This window comes from Halomonas sp. N3-2A (assembly GCF_002216165.1).
GTDB lineage: Bacteria > Pseudomonadota > Gammaproteobacteria > Pseudomonadales > Halomonadaceae > Vreelandella.
Genome location: NZ_CP022286.1, coordinates 3,120,310 through 3,136,000, shown reverse-complemented (window position 1 = coordinate 3,136,000; position 15,691 = coordinate 3,120,310). Strand labels below are relative to the sequence as shown.

Sequence of the window (15,691 nt, the reverse complement as noted above, 5' to 3'; positions counted from 1 at the left end):
CATGCAACCGGTACTTGCTTTTGATGTATACGGCACGCTCATTGATACCCAAGGGGTAACGGTTGAGCTGGAGCGCCGCCTAAGTGACGCCGCCAAAGCTGGGGATTTTGCTAAGCGCTGGCGGGAAAAACAGCTGGAATACAGCTTTCGCCATGGTTTGATGGGAGCCTATGTGCCGTTTTCGGAGTGCATCCGGGAGGCATTAGTGTTCACTGATCGTGCGATGCAAAGCGGTCTTTCTGATAACGACCATGACCACTTAATGGCGGTTTATGCGGAGTTACCTGCATTCCCAGATGTGCTGCCTGCCCTAGATCAACTACGTGATGCTGGAATTCGCTGCGTGGCGTTTTCTAACGGCACTCAAGAAGCTGTCACTAAGCTACTGGCCCGCGCAGGTGTGGAAAACCACATGGATGCGGTGGTAAGTGTTGATGACGTTAAGCGCTTCAAGCCTGATCCTGCGGTATACGCCTACTTACGCGCATGTTTAGAAACACGCCCAGAACATACCTGGCTGATTTCCAGTAATCCTTTTGATGTGATTGGAGCAACGCATGCAGGTTTACATAGCGCTTGGGTGCGCCGTCACCCTGATGCGCCGTTCGACCCCTGGGGAGGAGAGCCGGATATGACAGTGCCAGATTTGGAAATGCTGGCTGAACGAATGAGCCGTTAGGTTGTTAACCCACACCGACAGGCCGCATAATGATGCCAACTTAACCGCTTAGGATATGACCATGTCGGAAAAAATTTACTGTATCGCCAGCTTTAAGCCCAAAGCGGGAAAAGAAGAAGCGGTATTTAAAGCGCTGCAGTCTTTAGAGCCAAACACCCATCGCGAAGATGCTTGTATTCACTACACTGTGACTCGGCAAATCGACAATCCGTTTGCCCAGGGCACCAGCTACCCGATCGTGTTTCATGAAATCTGGGCCAGCCGAGAAGAGTTTGAAGCCCACTGTCAGCGCAAAGAGATACAAGATTTTTTCGCTAAGCACGTCGAGTCACCCGACGGCGATATTGAAGATGCCAACGTGTGTGTTTATACCGACGAGCCGTGGAATTTCGACGCTCCCAAGGTGTGAAAAGCGGTAACGGTGTAGAATAAGTAAGCGTTGTACCTAGATGACGGAGCCAACATGACTGAAAAGAAAATGAACGTCGAAAGCTTTAACTTGGATCATACCAAGGTAAAAGCACCTTACGTGCGTTTGGCCGATATTAAAGAAGGCCAAAATGGCGACCGTATCCACAAGTATGATCTGCGTATTTGCCAGCCCAACAAAGAGCACATGGAGATGCCTGCGCTGCACTCCCTGGAGCATCTGATGGCTGAAATGTCGCGTAATCACACCGATAAAGTGGTTGATATCAGCCCGATGGGTTGCCAAACCGGTTTTTATATCGCGATGATTAACCACGACGATTATGACGGCGTGCTAAGCATTATCGAGCAAACGCTCAACGATGTGCTGACTGCCACGGAAGTACCCGCCTGTAATGAGATGCAGTGCGGCTGGGCCGCCAGCCACAGCCTGGAAGGTGCCCAAGCGCTAGCTAAAGGCTTGCTGGCTAAGCGCAGTGAGTGGACCGACGTATTTGCTTAACCAGTAAATGTAAGCACGTAATATCAGCAATACGCCTCCTTTCTGGGGGCGTTTTAGTGTTAGGCCATTAACCATTGGCAAACGCCCAATAACGTTAAGCATGGGGAAAGGTATGAACATCACTGCTCTATCAATCGAGCAGTGATGTTTAAGCGGTTTAATATACGACGGTTTGATTTAATCAGATTATTGCGCGGCTGAAAAATTCTCGGCAGCTGCTGCTAGTACGGCTAACGCAGACTCGGCGTCTTCAAACCCAAGACCTTCCATACCACCGTCAGGGCCTTTGTAATTCGCGAACCAGATATCAACAATCTGGCTAACACCAGGGAACTCACTATCGAGTTGCTGCATGCTTTCAATATGGGCAAACGGTGAACCCTGGGTAAGCACTGCCACCAGTTTGTCGTCTTGCTCACCGTCGTCTAACATTTTTAAAACGCCAATAACACGTACATCAACGACTTCACCGCGCGGTAACGCTTGGCCTAAGACGATCACATCTAGTGGGTCACCGTCACCGCCTAGTTCTTTGGGCAGGGCGGTACCCGGAATGGCGCCATAATTGCCTGGATAACCCAGGTAATTTACAACGCGCGGCTCGCCGTCTTTATACTCCCAATAAACCGCGTTCGGGTCCTCTTTGCTAACTTCCCATTTGGCAGACGTGCCTGTGGGTATTTCGATAATGGCGTTGGCATAACCGTTGCTATTAATGGCATCCATCGCCATTAAATCGTCATCACCGGCAATGGTGAAATCATCTTTTAGGGTCATATCTGAGGTATAGGGCGTTGTGTCAGAAAAGGCTAGATTGCCTAATGACTCAGCATACGCCGTCGACGTTAACATCGAGATGCTTATTACACCTGCCAGCAGTAGTTTGTTATCCATGACCATTCCCGTAAGCGATTTAATTCGATAAATCCTATCAGGGGGGAGTGACGAATTAGTGACAGGGGTAAGTCGATCAAGCGGGGTCTATCGTTAGCAATAGCCGCTTTTGACCTGCCTCCAAAGAGGGGCTGCGGTGCACTAAGCCATGCTCTTCACAGCCTACCCAACCGCTGCCTTTTAGCAACGCGATATCACCTCCATGCAACCGCTGAATGGCGCTTGGGTCGCTGATAATCTCTGGGCGATCAGGCGTTGGCGCACCCAGCCCCGCGCGATTAAGCGCATTTTCAGGTAACCATTCGCTACCCGGGCCGACATAGGTGGTCACTAAACGTACCGGCAAGTTGTCGCAGTGAAAACGTGGGCACATCGCCGCTGTTAATAAGCGTAGACGAACGCCCACGGTATCGGTATCAAACAGGAATGCGATGGCTTCAGCAATGGTTGCGATATCGTCAACCAACGCATCTCCTGCTGAGGGCTCTGGGAGCTTGCGACGCAAGTCATTTTTAAAGTCATCTGCCGGGCTGCCAAGCCATGCGTACTGCCAGTCGCGCGATGTCTGGCTCTGTGCGTTTGCGCTAAGCGCCACATCGGCGGGCAGAGCGCGGTGCAGAATAGCGATGTTAATCTGCTCTTCAAATATACGCGGAAGCACGCTGATGTCGGTATCCCGTGCGGCGTGTTGTGGTAGTCGCCAAGAGACTGCTTGATGAGAGTGTGGAGTGGGCATGTAGGTCTCCTGTTACGTTTAGCAGTGCATTAGGATTGAGAAAGGTTAGGTCGCAGAGCTTTATTTGTTATGTTATAACGTTTTTATCAAAAGGAGTCTAACCATTGCAACCCGATATCACTCAGTCAGTAACTGCCAGAACAGACAGTGGCGCTGAATTCCCAGATGCCAAAAAAGCTGAGGAGGCAGTGCTGTTGGCCTCATCAGCAGACGAGTACATGAATGCCGCGCAGCTTGCTTTTTTTCGTCGGCGGCTTTTAAACGAACGTGCGGAGCTTGAGGCGCATTTAAGCGAGGTGAAAACGGCTATCGCCTCTCATGAGAGAGATAGCGACGAGGCTGATCAGGCCTCGTTTGAGGAGGAGCTACGGTTGTCACTTCGCCAAGCAGATCGTGAAAGTCGGTTGATCACTAATATCGATGCAGCCTTACAGCGCATCGAAAATGGTGAATACGGCTTCTGTGAAGAAACTGGCGAGCCCATTGGTCTTCAACGACTACTTTTTCGTCCCACGGCAAAGCTTTGCATTGAGGCAAAGGAGCGCCAGGAGCGTAAAGAGCACCATTTCCGCAAGGCACGGGGGGAGTGATGCAGTTCTCCACGCTGACACCGGTTAATGTACTGACCGGCTTTTTAGGGAGCGGTAAGACAACGTTACTCAATCGCTGGGTACGCCAAGCGTCAATGCAAAACACGCTGATCGTAATTAATGAGTTTGGTGATATTGGACTAGATCATCAACTGATTACCCAGAGTGATGAGCAAGCGGTGGTGGAGATGAGCAGCGGCTGTTTGTGCTGCACATTGAGGGGAGACTTAAGCCGTACGCTAAAGCAGGCTATTGATTCGCTGTTGGCAGAGGGAAAACCAGCACCTTCCCGTGTTGTGATTGAAACCACAGGACTGGCCGATCCCGCCCCTATTTTACAGCTGTTAATGACCGATCATTGGCTTGCCCACCGTTTCCAGTTGGATAGCGTGGTGTGCTGTGTTGATGCCGCGAACGGTGAGGCAACGTTGCAGGCGCATCGTGAGTCACAGCGCCAGATTGCGATAGCTGACCGATTACTCATCACCAAAACTGACCTGGTCGGCGAAGTTCGCCTAACACCACTGGCTAACCAACTGGCGTCTATCAATCCCGCCGCAGAGCAGTGGCAGGTGGTGAACGGTAATCTTTCGCCTGAATTGTTGGTAGGCGCAGGGCTTTTTCGTCGGGATTCTCAACGACACCAGGTGGAGCAGTGGCTGAAGTCAGCACGTTACAGCGTTATCCATGCTGAAGATGTTAAGCACGAGGGGGAGCAGCAGGGCGATAGTAACGCTGCTTTTGTGCAGCCCACTAGCCAGCCAACGTTGACTCGCCATGGGGAGAATATCAATGCGTTTTGTTTTTGCGTTGAGGAATTAATTACCCCAGACGCTTTGGAAAACTGGCTGGATCTATTGATGTCGTTGATGGGCGAGAAAATGCTACGCATTAAAGCGATTGTGCACCTTACCGATCGTGATGAACCGCTCGCGCTGCACGGCGTCCAGCACATTTTCCACCCGCCGACGCCTCTGCCGATGCAGTGTGTTAATGACCGCATTTCTCGGTTTGTCTTCATTACTCAAAATGTCGCGCCTGCCACTGTGGCGCAGCTTTATCGTTATTTCACACCCTTTAACTCATCAACGAACGAGGCAATTTAATGACGGCTTTTACTTTACCCGATATTGCCCAACAACCTGCCCGTTTACCGGGCACGCTTTCCTGGGTTGGTATGGAAGGCGTGGCGCTGCCAGTAAGGCTGGCGGGGAGCCAAGTAAACGCTAATGTGTCAGCGGGCGTTAGCCTTGAAGAAGCCGGTGCTCGCGGTATCCACATGTCACGGCTGTATACCGCATTGGATGCATTAGAGCACCAGGCGCTAACGCCCACGTTACTTCATCGTGTTCTTGCGGCTTTTTTGGAGAGTCACCACGCATTATCAGAAAACGCTTACCTAACGTTCAGTGGGGAGGCATTACTTAAACGTGACGCGCTGATCAGCCCTTTGTCAGGTTGGAAAGGCTATCCGTTTACACTGCACAGCCAGCTCACACCGTCAGGTTTCAAGGTGGAGCTAGACGTATCCGTTGGTTACTCCTCAACTTGCCCCTGCTCAGCGGCATTAGCAAGACAGCTAATTCAGCAAGCGTTTGCGGAAGATTTTGAAGAGATTCCCTTAACCAAGCAGGCCGTACTCGCGTGGCTAGGCAGCGAGGAAGGGGTACTCGCCACTCCACATAGTCAGCGCAGTGTTGCCCACTGTTCCATACGGCTGGCAGGAAACGATGACATACCGCTTGCCGACCTTATTGAGCGTATTGAGAACGCCCTGGGGACAGCGTTACAGACAGCTGTTAAACGTATTGATGAGCAGGCATTTGCGCTCGCCAATGGTCAGAATCTGATGTTCTGTGAAGATGCCGCCAAACGTCTGGATGGAGCGCTTAGAAAGATGGCTGATATTTCAGGGTTCCAGCTAAAGGTAGTTCACGCAGAAAGTTTACATGCCCACGATGCAGTGGCGAGAAGTGAATGGCAGTGGTGAGAAATGTTCATGAGAAATGATGTTAGCTGGCTGTAAGAAAATAAACATGTGTTTACGCATTGACACCAAGCAGTCGTGACCTTATATACAATGCATCATCCATCACTATGAGCTCCCATGTTCCTTCTTATCACGATTGCTACCCTTTCAATCGCGTTCTCTTTTCTGTGCTCTATTCTTGAAGCAGCATTGCTGTCTATTACGCCGAGCTATATCGCCAAGCAAAAAGAAGATAATCCCAAGCTTCATGTAGCGCTGACGAAGCTAAAAACCAATATTGATCGGCCGTTGGCCGCGATCTTAACGCTTAACACCATTGCGCATACTGTCGGTGCAACGGCAGTGGGGGCGCAGGCCGCGGTCGTGTTTGGCGAAGCCTCTATTGCCATTGTGTCTGCCGTCATGACCATGCTGATTTTAATTCTTTCTGAAATCATTCCCAAAACGATTGGTGCTACCTATTGGCGAGGTCTATCACCGGTGTTGCCACGGTTACTGAACCCAATGATCATTGGGTTGCTGCCGTTTATCTGGATGTCTGAACAGATTACGCGCCGCTTAGGAAAGTCGGAGCATGATGTTGACTTGCGCGATGAAATTAAAGTGTTGGCGCGGGTAGGTTTAGAAGAGCAAGTGTTGGATGCGGATGAGTCACGCACCATTATTAACATGCTGAATTTGCATGAAATTGCGGTCAATAAAGCGATGACGCCCCGTACTGTCTGTGAAACGGTATTGCCTAACATGACGGTCAAGGAGTTTGACGAGCAGTATGGCAAAATGCCATTCACGCGTTTACCTGTGATGGATAACGGTGAGCAGGCATTTGGTTATGTGCACAAGGCCGATATGTATCACGCCGATGATGCCAAAACCATGCGTGAACTGATGCACCCAATTGGTAGTGTCGAAGTATCGAACAATGTCGAGCAGGTGTTTACATCAATGTTGAAGGATCACCTGCACATGCGGGTGGTTTATGATGAACACGGCACCTTTGTGGGCCTTATCACCCTAGAAGACATCATTGAGACGATATTAGGTCAAGATATTGTCGATGAAACCGACAGTGTGGCGAACTTGCGCCACTATGCAAAACAGCGCTGGGTAAAGCGCATCAAACGGGAAGAGAAAGACGCCACGTCGCTGGATTGAGCATAGCAAATGTTTCACTGCTATAGCGCGAAACGTTCTATAGTGAAGGCGTTGAAAGTCATATAAGGTATTAAGGTCACTTGACCCTAATGAGGAGGAACGATGTCATTACGTATCAATGCGGTAGTGCCTGATTTCGAAGCAGAAACTAGCCAAGGCCCGATTCATTTTCACGACTGGATCGGCGATAGCTGGGCGATCCTCTTTTCTCACCCTAAAGATTTCACGCCGGTCTGCACCACAGAGTTCGGCGCAGTGGCAACGCTGAGCCCTGAATGGGAAAAGCGCGGCACCAAAGTCATTGGCGTCTCTGTGGATGGCGTTGAAGACCACAAACGCTGGGCAAGCGATATCGAGAAAGTTTGTGGCAATACGGTAGGCTTCCCCATTATTGCCGATGAAGGCCTAAAGGTTTCCAAGCTGTTCGATATGCTGCCAGAAGATGCTTATCTGCCAGATGGTCGCACTCCCGCTGATAGTGCAACGGTACGCTCGGTGTTCATTATCGGGCCGGATAAGCAGCTGAAACTATCGATGACCTACCCGATGACGGTAGGCCGTAATTTCGCAGAAATTCTGCGTGCGCTGGATGCACTGCAAGCTACGGCAAAACATGGTGTTGCAACGCCTGCTGACTGGACAGTTGGTCAGGACGTTATTATTCCGCCGAGCGTGTCTGATGAAGATGCCAAGCAGAAGTTCGGTGAATTTGACGCTGTTCTGCCGTACCTGCGTAAAACGAAATTGCGCTAAGTAAGTTAACGCTACCTCGTTTTAAGACTAAAAAACTCGCCATAAACATGGCGAGTTTTTTTCTTATCAAGGTGCTAAAGAGAGAGTCGTTCGATAGAGTGAGAAACATTCTGCGCGCCTTGCAAAATTTCGCTCACAATTGACTCTATTTCTTTAACACTCGTTTGACTGCTTTCACCTTGCTTGACCACTTGTTGCATTGCCTGTGTGGTGCGGGCGACAAGTGCATTATTTTCTTTTAGAACTCGAGTGATTTCGCTCACCGCTTCACTTGATCCTTTGGCTAATTGGCGTACCTCATTTGCTACTACAGCAAATCCACGGCCCTGTTCACCTGCTCTTGCTGCTTCTACCGCGGCATTTAATGAAAGCAAGTTTGTTTGGCTGGCAATTTGCGCGATTGATGCAGTAATTTTGTTAATCTGTTCCGCTTGTTGGTTTAGTGCAGTGATTAGTTGCTGTGCTTCGTTGAGCGTATGGGCAGCATGTTGTGAGTCAGAAAGCACCGTTTGCAAGTGGGTTAACCCATTTTGAGCAATTCGCTCGGTTTGGCTAGACGATGCTTGGGCGCTGCTTACTGTGGCTTGAGCCGCTTCAGTTGCCAGCATTGCTTGAGTGATATCGGTAGCAAACTTAACGACCTTTACCACCTTACCCTCGTCATCAAAGATAGGGTTATAAGTAGCTTCCAGCCAAACGGCGCCTCCTTGGGCATTTAGGCGTAAGAACTTACCCTGCTTATACTCCCCTTGGCTTAAGCGTTGCCAGAAATCTGAGTGTTCTCGGTAAAAATCGTTATCGCAGAACAGTCGATGATGTTCGCCACGAAGTTTGTGCAGAGGATAACCCATTACTTGTTCAAAATTAGTATTGGCATCCAGAATAAAGCCGTCAGTTGTGAATTCAATGACTGCCATTGAGCTATTTAGGGCTTGAAGAATGAAACGTTCGCTAGCGGCGTTTTGGTGCTCTTTAGTCACGTCAGTGGCTACTTTTAAAATCTGTACAACGTTGCCACGACGGTTCTTGATCGGTAAATAGGTGGCCTCAAGCCATACCTCTTCGCCAAGTGCATTCATGCGCCGAAAACGCCCCTGCTGGCTTACACCTGCTGCAAGTGATTTCCAAAAATCATCATATTGACGGTTAGACGTTTCTTCAGGAAAACAAAAAATACGGTGATGCTGCCCCTTAATGTCAGCTAATAAGTACCCCATAGAGGCTAAAAACGGCTCACTAGCCTCTTGGATAATGCCTTCCGATGAAAAATAGATACACGCAGTATGTTGGGTTAGGGCGCTACGTAAGGCGTCAGAAGCGAAATATGCGAGCATTGGTAGTCCCTTAAATCTAGTCTGTTGTCACCGAGAATAGGGTGATAGTAGATCAGATCTTAATAAAAGGCACTCTGTTTGTAATGGTTTTGTATAAATAAATGGTATGCTAGCCTTGTTTGACTATTGGGGACATGTAGGGGGAGTGCTAAGGCTAGAAAAGCCTAGTTGGGTAAACCACGCGGTGGCGTTGCCGCCTGTATTATCACCATCACTCATTAAGGCGATACCGTTGACTTGGCTAGGAGCACTGCCAAAAAGAGCTTGGTAGTCAGCACGGACATCGCGTACTTCTGCCACCCATTCCCCAACCGCGCTATTGCCACTTTGCAACGCCATCAGTTGTGCTCGGTCAGTAAAGGCATTTGGCCACGAGGCACCCTGAGGTTGGGTAGAGGACCAGACATAGTTAACCGATTCGACCTGCCAGGGAAGAATCCCTGTCTTGCGAGCCACGTAAACCCGTGCTGGATAGTCATCGCCCGCTTTCGCTGTCTCATCAACGCCCGGATAGATTGAGTCTACTTGCCAGCACCAGTGAAGATAGGGCGTTTCATTTAAATTAATATCGCGTTCCAGGTAGCGTGCAGAGGCCTGGCCCTGAGCATTGGCTTCAAGCACTCGTTGGCCTGATTTCTCAACAATGGAATAGCGTGTTTCGCCTTCGAAGCTTCGGGTAGGCCAGGTCATGATTTGGTTAGGTGTAAAGCGTATCTCTTGCCCGCTAGCGGTTGTAAATAATAACGGGCTAAAAAATAGGCTAGCTAGTGCTGTTCCTTTGATGGGAAAAGCACTAGCGAGGCTCATAACGACCACCGCTTTCTGTCGATTTTTTTGGTGCAGCGGGGTGGTGCTCACCAATTTTGTGAAGCAGGTCAAATTGGCGGGCACAGGCGCGGCAGGCGCTACACATAGAGAGATGTATGCGTAGTGCAGTACGTTCGCGAAAAGTGAGTGCTCTATCTTGCTTAAGTGACATCAAACGCGTTGCTTCACGGCACATTAGCATCTTTATTGGCTCCTACTGAGTCCAGCCGTTATCCAAACAGGCTCTTAACCTTAACCGTGCTCGGTGTAAGATAACCCAGCAGTTAGTTTCTGTTATGTCGAGTTCCTTACAAATATCCTGTGTCGATAATCCCATCAGTTCTCGTAAGGTAAATACCCGCGCGATACTGTCGGGTAGTGCTATTAAACAGGCATCGAACACTTGCCAGAAGCGCTGGTTCTCTAAAATATGCTCAGGTTCTCCCCAGTCGTGCGGGCGGGCGCTGGCCTGCCAATGCCCATTTGATTTGAATAGCCGGTCTAACGTGTCCTCGTCGATTGAGTCATTTAGCGGCTGCCAGCGCCCCTGTTTTTTCTGCTGGCGCAGATGGTCAAGTATCTTAAATTTCAAGATGCCAAATACCCAGGTTTCAAATTCTGAGCGCCCTTCAAATGAACTGGTTTTTTCAAACGCGGTGAGCAACGTTTCCTGAACGGCATCTTCAGCGGCAGCACTCTCTCTAAGCTGCAAGCGTGCAAATGCAAGCAGGCGAGGTCGCATATGGCTGAAGTGTTCGGCAGCTTGCTGTGAGGAGATAGGCAATGTGAGCTTCCCTAAGCTAAGAAAAGTCAGGCTTAAAGCTCAAGGATCCCATCACCGCGTAAGATGCGGTGCGGTGATGGGAGAAGCACTTAAACAGTTAAGCGGTTAAGTGCTCTACGAGCGCTTGGGCAAATGTATCGGTTGTGCCGGTGCCGCCCATGTCGGGTGTCACCATATCGCGGCGTGTCTCCAGTACCGCGCGAATTCCGTGACGAATCGCGTCACCTTTTTCGTTCATGCCTAAGTGGTCAAGCATTTGGGCGGCTGCTAACAGCAGGGCACAAGGGTTGGCGATTTTTTGTCCGGCAATATCCGGTGCAGAACCGTGAACTGCTTCAAAAATAGCAGCCTTTTCGCCGATATTAGCACCGGGCGCCAAGCCTAATCCGCCCACTAGTCCAGCACATAGGTCAGAAAGAATATCGCCAAACAGGTTGGTGGTGACAACGACATCGAACTGGTGCGGATTCATCACTAGCTGCATGCAGGCGTTATCTACAATCATTTCCTGGAATTCGATCTCGGGATACTCTTTGGCGACTTCCCGAGCGACATCCAAAAACAGGCCAGAGCTGGTTTTAATGATGTTAGCTTTATGTACAGCGGTGACTTTTTTACGGCCGTTATTTTTTGCTAGCTCAAACGCATAGCGCACAATGCGTTCGGAACCCTGGCGGGTTACCTTGATGACTGAAATGCCGGTATTGCCATCGTCAATCATCTCTTGGCCATCAGAGAGGTAGGCACCTTCGGTGTTTTCCCGCACGGTAATCATATCGATATCGTTGTAACGCGAACGCGTACCGGGGAAGCTAATCGCCGGGCGCACGTTGGCATATAAGTCAAAATGACGACGCAGCTGCACGTTGATGGAGGAGAAACCTTTGCCAATAGGGGTGGTCAGCGGGCCTTTCAGAGCAATACCGTACTTCTCGATGGCATCAAGCGATTCTTGAGGAATCAGCGTACAGTGTTTTTCAAGCGCCGCCAGGCCAGCATCGATAAACTCATAATTCAGGCCGCACTCCAGCGCATCAAGTACGCGCAGGGTGGCATCCATAATTTCGGGGCCGATACCGTCGCCTTTAATCACCGCAATTGACTGACTCATCATCTATTTCTCCTCTTTGGCGGGCATATTCGGCACGTGACTATGTGTGCCGCTTCAACATAAAACGTTGGCAATTGTCATCGTTTCTGGTGGCGCAATGGTACGCCACAATCAGTCGCGAGGTCACCCTGCCTAAGTAGAGGTGGGGGCGTATCAGCGCGTATCACAGTGTGGGCTACCAGAGTGGCGTGAGATGCAATGCGGCTGTGATGCTGTTAGAATGCTGCGCTTTGTCGCACCTTGCTTATTGCAACCGTACAGAATATTACTTATGACTGCATTTACTCACATCTTTTCTGGGCTGATGACTCCGCCCTAAGTAATTCCCTCCTTTATATAAGCGCGTGACGCCTATCGCGTTATGTCGGCGCTTGTGCATCCTATGGCCGTTCATTGGCTATTGATGCTGCCCCGTATCTTCGTGATGCAGCACTGTTTTGACAACCTATTCGCTTAATTGCGCGTTCTCGTTTCACCTCGGTGTGGCGGTAGTGCGTAGTGTTTCACCTTCAACTATGGACTCCCTGAATGGCACTTTTCAGTAAGCAAGAGTGGTTCTCTAACATCAAAGGCGACACGCTCTCAGGCATCGTTGTTGCCCTAGCGCTAATTCCTGAAGCGATTGCATTTTCGATTATTGCGGGCGTTGACCCCAAAGTGGGCCTATACGCCTCGTTTTGTATCGCGGTAGTGATCGCCTTTACTGGTGGTCGCCCGGGTATGATTTCAGCAGCTACCGGTGCGATGGCGCTACTGATGGTTACCTTAGTTCGCGAACATGGCCTGGAGTACTTACTAGCGGCCACGCTATTGACTGGGGTATTACAGATTATCGCAGGCTACTTAAAACTTGCAGAGCTGATGCGTTTTGTATCCCGTTCGGTGGTCACCGGGTTCGTGAATGCGCTAGCGATATTAATCTTCATGGCGCAACTGCCCGAGTTAACTAATGTGACGTGGCATGTGTATGCCATGACGCTAGCAGGCTTAGGCATTATCTATCTCTTCCCGTACTTGCCGGCGATTGGAAAGTCGGTTCCTTCTCCTCTGGTATGCATCGTGGTGCTTACCGGGGTGTATATGGTAAGCGGCATGGATATACGCACGGTAGGTGATATGGGCGAACTGCCCGATACACTGCCAATGTTCTTATGGCCTAGCGTGCCGCTTAATTTAGAAACGCTAATGATCATTTTTCCCTACGCCATCATGCTGGCGGTGGTGGGCCTTCTGGAATCTATGATGACAGCCACCATTGTTGATGACTTAACGGATACACCCAGCGATAAAAACCGTGAGTGTAAAGGTCAGGGTATCGCTAATATCGGATCGGGTTTACTGGGCGGTATGGCAGGCTGTGCAATGATTGGTCAGTCAGTCATCAACATAAAATCCGGTGGCCGGACTCGACTCTCAACGCTTATCGCTGGTGTTGTTCTGTTGTTGATGGTGGTCTTTCTCGCTGATTGGGTCTCGCAGATTCCTATGGCAGCGCTGGTAGCGGTGATGATTATGGTATCGATTGGCACCTTTAGCTGGGAGTCGATTCGCGACCTTAAAAAACATCCGGTGAGTACCAATATCGTTATGCTAGCCACAGTAGCGGTGACTGTTGGGACGCACAATTTAGCGATTGGTGTCTTTGTCGGTGTACTGCTGGCGGCGATGTTCTTTGCTAATAAAGTTGGCAACATCCTGTATATCGGCTCGAAAGAAGTAGAGCCCGGTAAAGAGCGTGAATACCAAGTAGTTGGCCAAGTGTTCTTTGCCTCTTCTGAGCGTTTTATTGCGGCCTTCGATCTTAAAGAGAGCATCGATAAGGTCACCATCAACCTTTCCCGTGCCCACTTCTGGGATATTACCGCTGTTCAGGCCCTGGACCGCGTGGTGATTAAGTTCCGTCGTGAAGGTACTGAGGTGGAGCTGGTGGGCTTGAGTGAGGCCAGTGCCACCGTGGTAGATCGTTACGCGGTACACAACGACCCTGAAGCAGTTGAAAAGCTAATGGGCGGCCACTAACCACCGCAAGGAGAGCGATATGACTGAACACGTACTCGCCGCGATTGATGGCTCCCAGTATGCAGAAAGCGTCTGTGACTACGCCGCTTGGGCAAGCTTGGCATTAAATGCGCCGCTTAGCTTTGTGCATGTGGTGGATAATCATTCTGATGTGCCAGCAGAGCAAAATTTGTCGGGTAACCTAAGATTTGGTGCCCGCGAGCGCTTGATGAAAGAGCTTTCTGAGCTTGATGAACAGCGCGCTAAGGTAAACCGTGAACAAGGCAAGCTTATGCTGGAAGCTGCCAAGGCACGGGCAGTAGAAGATGGAGTCGCTGATCCCATTATTCGCCAGCTTAACGGCACGCTGGTCGAAACCTTGGTAGAGCTAGAGAAAGACATACGTTTGTTGGTGGTAGGCAAGCGTGGTGAAACCGCTCACCACGCCAGCGGCCACCTAGGTTCTAACCTTGAGCGTGTGGTGCGTGAAATGCATCGCCCAATGCTCATGGTGCCCAAAGCCTTTAAGCAACCTGAAAAGGTACTGATTGCGTTTGACGGTAGCAAAACTGCCCGTAAAGGGGTGGAAATGCTGGCGCGTTCGCCGTTATTTACCGGTGCCGAATGCCATGTGCTAATTGTGGGTGCTGAAACCGCCGAGCATCGCAGCGAGCTTGATTGGGCGTTGACGACGCTACGCGATGCCGGCCACCAAGCCGAAGGCGCCATCCGTTCCGGTGAGGTAGGCGACACCTTGCAAGCGTACGAGCAGGAGCATGCGATCGACCTTCTAGTGATGGGCGCTTATGGCCACTCGCGTATTCGCCACTTGCTGGTCGGCAGTACCACCACAGCGATGTTACGCGGTAGCCGAATTCCGGTACTGATATTGCGTTAATCAATACGTACGCTTTAACGCCGGTCACCACGCTAAGGGGCCGGCGTTTTTTATAGCTGGCTCGGAATTAGCTTGCCGGGCACCCAGCGTATCAACGCTATCATGCCAAATAACTCGACTAGCGATTGAAAAACAATAACGACTACCGCGGCTTGCCAGCCATTGGGCAGGGTAAGCGCAATGGGCAGCATGACAAACGAATTGCGCGTGCCAAAACTAAAGGCAAGTGTTCGGGCGCTGGTAAGCGGTAGTTTGAATAGACTGCCTAACGCTTTACCCAACAACCCAGCGATGACTAAAAAGCCGTTAAAGATAAACACAACCTGCCACAGCACATGGCTAAGCCCTAGCACGCTATTCACCTGCGACGCGGCAATGATGAACACCACCAGTGCTAGCAGCGGCACTGGTAAATAAATGAGGCAGCCCACAGAGCGTTTGATAGCTGAAGATCGCTTGGCGGCAAGTTCTGTCAGCCATGCCAAACTCAAGGGCAGCAGGATCAGTCCAGCAAATGCGCTGAGAAGGTTGGTAGAAAAGGTTAACTGAAACCACTCTCCGCCTAAAAATAGCCACAGATAAACGGGCAATGCGGCCATTTGGATGAGCAGCAGCAGTGGCGTTGCCGCAACAGCCCGGGCGGCATCGCCTTTGCCTAAGTGCGTGAAGGTAATAAACCAGTCTGTGCAGGGCATCAGTAGCACTAGCAAAACACCCGCCATTACCGGTGGGGGAAGTGGTAGCCCCATTACTAAAAGACCTAGCACCAACACCCCCAGTAGCGCAGGAATGATAATGAAGTTGCCAATCAGCAGCGCTGCCATAAAGCGTTTATCGGTAACGCTTTGCTTGATATGTAATAGCGGTATTTGGGTAAAAGTGGCGTAGAGCAGTATGCCAAGTAGCGGCCATAACAGCTGTTCAAGTGATGACGCTAGTAAGGGAGCTATCAGACCTAATGTAAGCCCTAAGCAGATAAACCCTAGGTAAAACCAGGACTGCTGTCGCTCTAACTGCTCGCGCATAAAATA

The 15,691-nt window shown here is 50.3% G+C and carries 18 protein-coding genes; 10 read left to right on the top strand and 8 right to left on the bottom strand.

What is annotated here, in order from left to right; translation table 11 throughout:
- Position 1 precedes the first annotated feature (1 nt).
- From CEK60_RS14665 to CEK60_RS14655, 3 genes are all read left to right on the top strand, one after another.
- Complete coding sequence (locus CEK60_RS14665) at positions 2 to 679, top strand: haloacid dehalogenase type II (RefSeq protein WP_089039659.1); 678 nt, start codon at positions 2 to 4, stop codon at positions 677 to 679.
- Between the two features lie 61 nt (positions 680 to 740).
- Entirely contained in the window at positions 741 to 1,088 is a 348-nt protein-coding gene (locus CEK60_RS14660) for a putative quinol monooxygenase (protein ID WP_009721375.1), read from the top strand.
- A 54-nt stretch (positions 1,089 to 1,142) separates the two neighbouring features.
- Positions 1,143 to 1,610, top strand: coding sequence for an S-ribosylhomocysteine lyase (locus CEK60_RS14655; RefSeq protein WP_089039658.1), 468 nt, complete (start codon positions 1,143 to 1,145; stop codon positions 1,608 to 1,610).
- Positions 1,611 to 1,796: 186 nt separating this feature from the next.
- Here CEK60_RS14655 and CEK60_RS14650 read toward each other — a convergent pair whose 3' ends face one another.
- The gene (locus CEK60_RS14650; protein WP_089039657.1) at positions 1,797 to 2,504 is read right to left on the bottom strand and encodes an inorganic diphosphatase; all 708 of its coding nucleotides are present in this window, start codon (positions 2,502 to 2,504) and stop codon (positions 1,797 to 1,799) included.
- Between the two features lie 76 nt (positions 2,505 to 2,580).
- Positions 2,581 to 3,240, bottom strand: coding sequence for a DUF1826 domain-containing protein (locus CEK60_RS14645; protein WP_089039656.1), 660 nt, complete (start codon positions 3,238 to 3,240; stop codon positions 2,581 to 2,583).
- A 104-nt stretch (positions 3,241 to 3,344) separates the two neighbouring features.
- On the opposite strand from CEK60_RS14645, the gene dksA reads away from it, so the two are divergent.
- From dksA to CEK60_RS14620, 5 genes are all read left to right on the top strand, one after another.
- Positions 3,345 to 3,830 (top strand): RNA polymerase-binding protein DksA, encoded by a 486-nt coding sequence (gene dksA / locus CEK60_RS14640; RefSeq protein WP_089039655.1) that lies wholly within the window; start codon positions 3,345 to 3,347, stop codon positions 3,828 to 3,830.
- Positions 3,830 to 4,936 (top strand): CobW family GTP-binding protein, encoded by a 1,107-nt coding sequence (locus CEK60_RS14635; protein ID WP_089039654.1) that lies wholly within the window; start codon positions 3,830 to 3,832, stop codon positions 4,934 to 4,936. Before dksA ends, CEK60_RS14635 begins: the two co-directional genes overlap by 1 nt.
- On the top strand, positions 4,936 to 5,820 hold the full coding sequence (gene folE2, locus CEK60_RS14630) for a GTP cyclohydrolase FolE2 (protein ID WP_089039653.1): 885 nt from the start codon (positions 4,936 to 4,938) through the stop codon (positions 5,818 to 5,820). The genes CEK60_RS14635 and folE2 overlap by 1 nt, the downstream gene beginning before the upstream one ends.
- Before the next feature lie 117 nt (positions 5,821 to 5,937).
- A complete protein-coding gene (locus tag CEK60_RS14625) occupies positions 5,938 to 6,975 on the top strand; it encodes a CNNM domain-containing protein (protein ID WP_089039652.1) in 1,038 nt (345 codons plus the stop codon).
- Positions 6,976 to 7,077: 102 nt separating this feature from the next.
- Positions 7,078 to 7,728, top strand: a complete 651-nt coding sequence (locus CEK60_RS14620) for a peroxiredoxin (protein WP_038477728.1) — start codon at positions 7,078 to 7,080, stop codon at positions 7,726 to 7,728.
- Positions 7,729 to 7,802: 74 nt separating this feature from the next.
- On the opposite strand, the gene CEK60_RS14615 is transcribed toward CEK60_RS14620, so the two are convergent.
- The 5 genes from CEK60_RS14615 to CEK60_RS14595 all read right to left on the bottom strand — a co-directional run bounded on the left by CEK60_RS14615 (position 7,803) and on the right by CEK60_RS14595 (position 11,764).
- Positions 7,803 to 9,062, bottom strand: coding sequence for a methyl-accepting chemotaxis protein (locus CEK60_RS14615; RefSeq protein WP_089039651.1), 1,260 nt, complete (start codon positions 9,060 to 9,062; stop codon positions 7,803 to 7,805).
- Positions 9,063 to 9,185: 123 nt separating this feature from the next.
- The gene (locus CEK60_RS14610; protein WP_089039650.1) at positions 9,186 to 9,869 is read right to left on the bottom strand and encodes a DUF3047 domain-containing protein; all 684 of its coding nucleotides are present in this window, start codon (positions 9,867 to 9,869) and stop codon (positions 9,186 to 9,188) included.
- Positions 9,856 to 10,071 (bottom strand): zf-HC2 domain-containing protein, encoded by a 216-nt coding sequence (locus CEK60_RS14605; protein ID WP_089039649.1) that lies wholly within the window; start codon positions 10,069 to 10,071, stop codon positions 9,856 to 9,858. The genes CEK60_RS14610 and CEK60_RS14605 overlap by 14 nt, the downstream gene beginning before the upstream one ends.
- 12 nt (positions 10,072 to 10,083) lie before the next feature.
- On the bottom strand, positions 10,084 to 10,653 hold the full coding sequence (locus tag CEK60_RS14600) for a sigma-70 family RNA polymerase sigma factor (RefSeq protein WP_089039648.1): 570 nt from the start codon (positions 10,651 to 10,653) through the stop codon (positions 10,084 to 10,086).
- Positions 10,654 to 10,750: 97 nt separating this feature from the next.
- Complete coding sequence (locus CEK60_RS14595; RefSeq protein WP_089040938.1) at positions 10,751 to 11,764, bottom strand: isocitrate dehydrogenase; 1,014 nt, start codon at positions 11,762 to 11,764, stop codon at positions 10,751 to 10,753.
- A 528-nt stretch (positions 11,765 to 12,292) separates the two neighbouring features.
- On the opposite strand from CEK60_RS14595, the gene CEK60_RS14590 reads away from it, so the two are divergent.
- Entirely contained in the window at positions 12,293 to 13,783 is a 1,491-nt protein-coding gene (locus tag CEK60_RS14590) for a SulP family inorganic anion transporter (RefSeq protein ID WP_089039647.1), read from the top strand.
- 19 nt (positions 13,784 to 13,802) lie between these two features.
- The gene (locus CEK60_RS14585; protein ID WP_089039646.1) at positions 13,803 to 14,660 is read left to right on the top strand and encodes a universal stress protein; all 858 of its coding nucleotides are present in this window, start codon (positions 13,803 to 13,805) and stop codon (positions 14,658 to 14,660) included.
- Between the two features lie 50 nt (positions 14,661 to 14,710).
- Here CEK60_RS14585 and CEK60_RS14580 read toward each other — a convergent pair whose 3' ends face one another.
- Entirely contained in the window at positions 14,711 to 15,685 is a 975-nt protein-coding gene (locus CEK60_RS14580) for an arsenic resistance protein (protein ID WP_089039645.1), read from the bottom strand.
- Between the last annotated feature and the right edge of the window lie 6 nt (positions 15,686 to 15,691).